The 7226-nt window shown below is 69.9% G+C and carries 5 protein-coding genes; 3 read left to right on the forward strand and 2 right to left on the reverse strand.

Going from position 1 to position 7226, the window contains the following annotated elements:
• Positions 1 to 434: 434 nt before the first annotated feature.
• Positions 435 to 1127, forward strand: coding sequence for a ribosome hibernation-promoting factor, HPF/YfiA family (hpf, locus tag AOK18_RS15330; protein WP_055574938.1), 693 nt, complete (start codon positions 435 to 437; stop codon positions 1125 to 1127).
• 207 nt (positions 1128 to 1334) lie between these two features.
• Positions 1335 to 2102, forward strand: coding sequence for a response regulator (locus AOK18_RS15335; protein WP_055694723.1), 768 nt, complete (start codon positions 1335 to 1337; stop codon positions 2100 to 2102).
• Positions 2103 to 2108: 6 nt separating this feature from the next.
• Here AOK18_RS15335 and AOK18_RS15340 read toward each other — a convergent pair whose 3' ends face one another.
• Together AOK18_RS15340 and AOK18_RS15345 are read right to left on the reverse strand one after the other, a co-directional pair.
• A complete protein-coding gene (locus AOK18_RS15340) occupies positions 2109 to 3296 on the reverse strand; it encodes a winged helix-turn-helix domain-containing protein (RefSeq protein WP_055694724.1) in 1188 nt (395 codons plus the stop codon).
• Between the two features lie 61 nt (positions 3297 to 3357).
• Complete coding sequence (locus AOK18_RS15345; protein WP_055694725.1) at positions 3358 to 3927, reverse strand: GNAT family N-acetyltransferase; 570 nt, start codon at positions 3925 to 3927, stop codon at positions 3358 to 3360.
• Between the two features lie 278 nt (positions 3928 to 4205).
• On the opposite strand from AOK18_RS15345, the gene secA reads away from it, so the two are divergent.
• Entirely contained in the window at positions 4206 to 7049 is a 2844-nt protein-coding gene (gene secA / locus AOK18_RS15350; RefSeq protein ID WP_055574082.1) for a preprotein translocase subunit SecA, read from the forward strand.
• The last annotated feature ends 177 nt before the right edge of the window (positions 7050 to 7226 follow it).

Below are 7226 nucleotides of genomic sequence, written 5' to 3' on the forward strand. Positions count from 1 at the left end.
GGCGGTGGTCCGGCCGGCCGGCGGGCACGCCGGCCGCAGGCAGGGCCGACCGGCCCATTGACGTCAAGTGCGCTGCGGTTGTTGCGGCTTCACCGGATTCTTTCGAAATAAACCGGAACTGACGGGGAACTTGCATCGTTGCAGGTAGTGAGGGCATGAATTCACCTGAACGGAGGTATGCGGTAGGAGAGGGTGACGACATCCGTCCGGGCGAGATATGTTCGGTCGTGAGGGAAAGCCGCAGGCCACACCTCTCGAATCGGAATGCCGTGCTGCGGGTTTTTCATAATCACCCGAGCCGGTGGACTGGAGATCTCGCCCATGGAGGAGGAGGCGGAAGTCGTCTGGTCCGAGGTTCCGGTGCTGGCCGGATCCTGGTGCACAAAGGGAGACGCTCCGCGCCGAGGCGGAGCGATCCGGGAACGGAGTTCTGCGTGGACATCGTCGTCAAGGGCCGCAAGACCGAGGTGCCCGAGCGGTTCCGGAAGCACGTGGCCGAGAAGCTGAAGCTGGAGAAGATCCAGAAGCTCGACGGCAAGGTGATCAGCCTCGACGTCGAGGTGTCCAAGGAGCCCAACCCCCGACAGGCCGACCGCAGTGCCCGGGTGGAGATCACGCTCCACTCCCGCGGTCCGGTGATCCGGGCGGAGGCGGCGGCGGGCGACCCGTACGCGGCGCTCGACCTGGCAGCGGAGAAGCTGGACGCCCGGCTGCGCAAGCAGCACGACAAGCGTTACTCACGGCGCGGCGCGCGCAGGATCTCGGCAGCGGAGGTCCCCGCCCACGTCCCCGACGCGGCGACGCTCAACGGAACGGGGGCGCTGTCCACCGACGAGACGTCGGAGGGCGTCCCCACCAAGAAGATCGGTTCGCTGGAGGTGCAGGGGGAGGGGCCCCTCATCGTCCGCGAGAAGACCCACGTGGCCGCCCCCATGACCCTCGACCAGGCGCTCTACGAAATGGAGCTGGTCGGGCACGACTTCTACCTGTTCGTCGACTCCGAGACCAAGGAGCCCAGCGTCGTCTACCGGCGGCACGCCTACGACTACGGCGTGATCCACCTCAGCACGGACACCATGGTCACGCAGCCGCACGCCCCCGAGGCGGGAGGGACGCTCGGCGGCTGACCGGGCCGAGTCACAGCTGGACCGGTGCCCCTGGTGCGCGCGTGTGCGCCCCCAGGGGCACCGGTGTGCGACCCCTTCGCGCACCGAGCTGTCGCCCCGCCGCCGTCCGGGCATGGAATCATGGCGGCAACGGCCCAAACGGTGGGCCGTTGCCTTGGGTTGGCGATGGCTCAGGACCACAGGCCACAGCCTTCAGGGGGAGGAACGATGGCGGACAGCTTCGGACCGATGCGTGGAGAGGACTCCGACGACGGCACCGGCACGGGGCCGGACGCGGGCTCCCGGTACGGGGAGCGGGCGAAGGAGCCGGAGCGGGAGCCGATCAGGGTCCTCGTGGTGGACGACCACGCGCTGTTCCGCCGCGGTCTGGAGATCGTGCTCGCGGCCGAGGAGGACATCCAGGTCGTCGGCGAGGCGGGGGACGGTGCGGAAGCGGTGGAGAAGGCCGCCGACCTGCTGCCGGACATCGTCCTGATGGACGTGCGGATGCCCAAGCGGGGCGGTATCGAGGCGTGCACCTCCATCAAGGAGGTGGCCCCCAGCGCGAAGATCATCATGTTGACGATCAGCGACGAGGAAGCCGACCTCTACGACGCCATCAAGGCGGGCGCGACCGGCTACCTCCTCAAGGAGATCTCCACGGACGAGGTGGCCACCGCCATCCGGGCGGTGGCCGACGGGCAGTCGCAGATCAGCCCGTCCATGGCGTCGAAACTGCTCACCGAGTTCAAGTCGATGATCCAGCGCACCGACGAGCGCCGGCTGGTGCCCGCGCCCCGGCTGACGGACCGTGAGCTCGAAGTGCTCAAGCTGGTCGCCACGGGGATGAACAACCGGGACATCGCCAAGGAGCTGTTCATCTCCGAGAACACCGTGAAGAACCACGTGCGCAACATCCTGGAGAAGCTGCAGCTGCACTCCAGGATGGAGGCGGTGGTCTACGCGATGCGGGAGAAGATCCTCGAGATCCGCTGAGCGCCGTCAGGCGAGGGCGCGGGACAGTTCCGCGGTGAGCGGCCCGCGCAACTCCGGTGCCTCGACCCGCTCCACGCGGACGTCCGTGCAGTCCACCCAGCCCGCCGCCTCCACCAGGGCCCGCGCGACGGCGGGGGCCGCCCTGGGGCCGTCCAGCGTGATCTGCTTCGCCACCAGGGTGCGCCCCTCCCGGGCCGGGTCGACGCGGCCGACGAGCCGGCCCCCGGCGAGCACGGGCATCGCGAAGTAGCCGTGCACCCGCTTCGGCTTCGGCACGTAGGCCTCCAGGCGGTGGGTGAAACCGAAGATCCGCTCGGTGCGCGCCCGTTCCCAGACCAGGGAGTCGAACGGGGACAGCAGCGTCGTGCGGTGGCGTCCGCGCGGGGGAGTGGCGAGGGCCTCCGGATCGGCCCAGGCCGGCTTGGACCAGCCTTCGACCGCGACCGGCACCAGGCCCGAGTCGGCGATCACCGCGTCGACCTGCTCCCCCTTGAGCCGGTGGTAGTCGGCGAGGTCCGCGCGGGTGCCGACGCCGAGCGACCTGCCGGCCAGGCGGACCAGCCGGCGCAGGCACTCGGCGTCGTCCAGCTCGTCGTGCAGCAGGGCCTCGGGGATCGCGCGCTCGGCGAGGTCGTACACCCGCTTCCAGCCGCGGCGCTCGACGCACACCACCTCGCCGTACATCAGGGCCCGCTCGACGGCGACCTTGGCACCGGACCAGTCCCACCACTCGCTGGTGCGCTTCGCGCCGCCCAGGTCGGACGCCGTGAGCGGGCCCTGGGCGCGGAGCTGCTTGACGACCTGCTCGTAGGCGCCGTCGGGCAGGTCGTGGTGCCAGTGCGGGCGGGCACGGTAGGCGCGGCGGCGGAAGGCGAAGTGCGGCCACTCCTCGATCGGCAGCAGGCAGGCCGCGTGCGACCAGTACTCGAACGCGCGCGGCGGCTCGGCCCCGGACTTCCAGTACGCGTCCTCGACCGCCGCCCGGCCGACGGCGCCCAGACGGGCGTAGGGGATCAGCTCGTGGGAGCGGGCGAGGACGGAGATGGTGTCGAGCTGCACCGCGCCCAGGTGGCGGAGGACCCCCCGGACGCCGGAGCGGCGGTCGGGGGCGCCCAGGAAGCCCTGGGCGCGCAACACGATGCGGCGCGCCTCGGCTGCCGAGAGGTCCGTGGACGGACGAGGGAGGGTCGTCATGCGTCCGCACGATAGAGGGCGGCACTGACAACGCCCGGACGCAGGGCCGGGCCCGCGGGGGTCACCGCCCGGCGGGCAGGTAGGGGGTCGTCGACGCGAGGCCCAGGTCGGACGGCAGCAGGGAACCGATCCAGGAGTCGCGCAGCACCCCCTTGTTGTGGACCGCGGCACGCAGGGTGCCCTCGAAGACGAAGCCCGCCCGCTCCGCCACGGCGCGGGAGGCCCGGTTGCCGGCCTCGGCACGCCACTCCACGCGGTCGACGGACAGGCCGGTGAAGGCCCAGCGCGACAGGGCGACCACGGCCTCGGTGATGTAGCCGCTGCCGCGGTGCTCCTTGACGCCCCAGTAGCCGATCTCGCCCACTCCCAGGGACCGCATGGTGATGCCGAGCATCCCGGTGAGCTCCCCGGAGGGGAGGAAGGCGCCGAAGGTGAACATCGAACCGCTCGCCCAGCCGTCCGGGACCATCTGCTCCACGAAGCCCCGCGCGTGCTCGGGGAGGTAGGGGGAGGGGACCGTGGTCCAGCGCTGGATGTCGGGGTCCTGGCAGGCGGCGTACACGGCGTCGGTGTCCTGGGGGCCGACGGTGCGCAGCAGAAGGCGGCCGGTGGTGAGGGTGACGGGGTCCATCGGCCGATTCTGCTCATGGAGCGGGGAGGGGCGCCAACTCTTTGCCCGGCGTGAGGAAGGGGTCGCTCTTCGTGTGATTCGGCGCGTGCGGCGGCACCATCCGGAGGACACGGGCGTTGTCCCTTTGAGAACGGCCGTGAAACGGATATGACGCTGTGCGCGGCCACGGTCACGGCAGGCCTCCCGGCGCGGTGGGGTCCTCGCATACGATGGCCGTTGCTCAGCAATGAAACGGAAACCGACCGTCCCAGGCCCGACCGGCAAGGAGACCACCCCCCGTGTCCGTCCTCTCCAAGATCATGCGTGCAGGCGAAGGCAAGATCCTGCGCAAGCTGCACCGCATCGCGGGCCAGGTCAACTCCATCGAAGAGGACTTCGTCGACCTCTCCGACGCCGAGCTGCGGGCCCTCACCGATGAGTACAAGCAGCGGTACGCCGACGGCGAGAGCCTGGACGACCTGCTCCCCGAGGCCTTCGCCACGGTCCGCGAGGCCGCCAAGCGCGTCCTGGGCCAGCGGCACTACGACGTGCAGATCATGGGCGGTGCCGCCCTGCACATGGGATACGTGGCCGAGATGAAGACCGGTGAGGGCAAGACCCTCGTCGGCACCCTGCCCGCGTACCTCAACGCGCTGTCCGGCAAGGGCGTCCACATCATCACCGTCAACGACTACCTGGCCGAGCGCGACTCCGAGCTGATGGGCCGGGTGCACAAGTTCCTCGGTCTGGACGTCGGCTGCATCCTGGCCAACATGACGCCGGCCCAGCGCCGCGAGCAGTACGCCTGCGACATCACCTACGGCACGAACAACGAGTTCGGCTTCGACTACCTGCGCGACAACATGGCGTGGTCCAAGGACGAGCTGGTCCAGCGCGGCCACAACTTCGCCATCGTCGACGAGGTCGACTCGATCCTCATCGACGAGGCCCGCACGCCGCTGATCATCTCCGGCCCGGCCGACCAGGCCACCAAGTGGTACGGCGACTTCGCCAAGCTGGTCAAGCGCCTCAAGCGCGGCGAGCCCGGCAACCCCCTCAAGGGCATCGAGGAGACCGGCGACTACGAGGTCGACGAGAAGAAGCGCACGGTCGCCATCCACGAGTCCGGGGTCGCCAAGGTCGAGGACTGGCTGGGCATCGACAACCTCTACGAGTCGGTCAACACCCCGCTGGTGGGCTACCTGAACAACGCCATCAAGGCGAAGGAGCTCTTCAAGCGCGACAAGGACTACGTGATCATCGACGACGAGGTCATGATCGTCGACGAGCACACCGGTCGCATCCTCGCGGGCCGCCGCTACAACGAGGGCATGCACCAGGCGATCGAGGCGAAGGAGTCGGTGCCGATCAAGGACGAGAACCAGACGCTCGCCACCATCACCCTCCAGAACTTCTTCCGCCTCTACAAGCGCAGTGACCACGCGGGCAAGGAACAGCCCGGCCTGTCCGGCATGACCGGTACGGCGATGACCGAGGCCGCCGAGTTCCACCAGATCTACAAGCTCGGCGTGGTGCCCATCCCGACCAACCGGGACATGATCCGCAAGGACCAGGCGGACCTGATCTACCGCACCGAGGTCGCCAAGTTCGAGGCCGTCGTCGACGACATCGAGGAGAAGCACGGCAAGGGCCAGCCGATCCTGGTCGGCACCACCTCGGTGGAGAAGTCCGAGTACCTCTCGCAGCAGCTCAGCAAGCGCGGCATCCAGCACGAGGTGCTGAACGCCAAGCACCACGACCGCGAGGCGACGATCGTCGCCCAGGCCGGCCGCAGGGGCGCCGTCACCGTGGCGACCAACATGGCCGGCCGCGGCACGGACATCAAGCTGGGCGGCAACCCCGAGGACCTCGCCGAGGCGGAGCTGCGCCAGCGCGGCCTCGACCCCGAGGAGCACATCGAGGAGTGGGCGCAGGCCCTGCCGGAGGCGCTCGCGCGGGCCGAGGAGGCGGTCAAGGCCGAGAAGGAGGAGGTCGAGCGGATCGGCGGGCTCTACGTGCTCGGCACCGAGCGGCACGAGTCGCGGCGGATCGACAACCAGCTGCGCGGCCGTTCCGGCCGTCAGGGCGACCCCGGCGAGTCCCGCTTCTACCTGTCGCTCGGCGACGACCTGATGCGCCTGTTCAAGGCCCAGATGGTCGAGCGCGTGATGTCCATGGCGAACGTGCCGGACGACGTGCCGATCGAGAACAAGATGGTCACGCGTGCGATCGCGTCGGCCCAGTCGCAGGTCGAGACGCAGAACTTCGAGACCCGCAAGAACGTCCTGAAGTACGACGAGGTCCTCAACCGCCAGCGCGAGGTCATCTACGGCGAGCGGCGCCGCGTCCTGGAGGGCGAGGACCTGCAGGAGCAGATCCACCACTTCATGGACGACACCATCGACGCCTACGTCCAGGCGGAGACGGCCGAGGGCTTCCCCGAGGACTGGGACCTGGACCGGCTGTGGGGCGCCTTCAAGCAGCTCTACCCGACCAGGATCACCGTCGAGGAGCTCGAGGAGGAGGCCGGCGACCGGGCCGGGCTGACGGCCGAGTACATCGCCGACACCATCAAGCAGGACATCCGCGAGCAGTACGAGCAGCGCGAGGCGCAGCTCGGCTCGGAGATCATGCGCGAGCTGGAGCGCCGGGTCGTGCTGTCGGTCCTGGACCGCAAGTGGCGCGAGCACCTCTACGAGATGGACTACCTCCAGGAGGGCATCGGCCTGCGCGCGATGGCGCAGAAGGACCCCCTGGTCGAGTACCAGCGCGAGGGCTTCGACATGTTCACCGCGATGATGGACGGCATCAAGGAGGAGTCCGTCGGCTACCTGTTCAACCTGGAGGTCCAGGTCGAGCAGCAGGTCGAGGAGGTCCCGGTCGAGGAGGCGGCGCCGTCGCTCGACAAGGCCCCGCAGGACGCGGTGCCCGCGCAGGCGGGTGCCCGGCCGGAGATCCGCGCCAAGGGGCTCGACGCCCCGCAGCGGCGGAACCTGCACTTCTCCGCGCCGACGGTGGACGGCGAGGGCGGCACCGTCGAGGGCGAGTTCGCCGAGGACGAGCCGGTGCGCTCCGAGGCCGACGGCCTCACGCGCGCCGAGCGCCGCAAGCAGGCGCGGGGCGGACGCCGCCGCAAGAAGTGACCGGAGGGACCACTGCTCCGCGGGGAGCGGTGGACTGACGGCGCGGACGGGCCGAGGGCCGGGCACCCCAGGGGGTGTCCGGCCCTCGGGCGTCGTACGGGGCCTGCTCACGGGGTCCGACGGGGGACGTGCGGACCTGACGGGAGTGTGCCGGCCGACCAGGTGTGCCGGCCGGCA

Source organism: Streptomyces prasinopilosus (genome assembly GCF_001419695.1).
In the GTDB taxonomy this organism is placed as follows: domain Bacteria; phylum Actinomycetota; class Actinomycetes; order Streptomycetales; family Streptomycetaceae; genus Streptomyces; species Streptomyces prasinopilosus.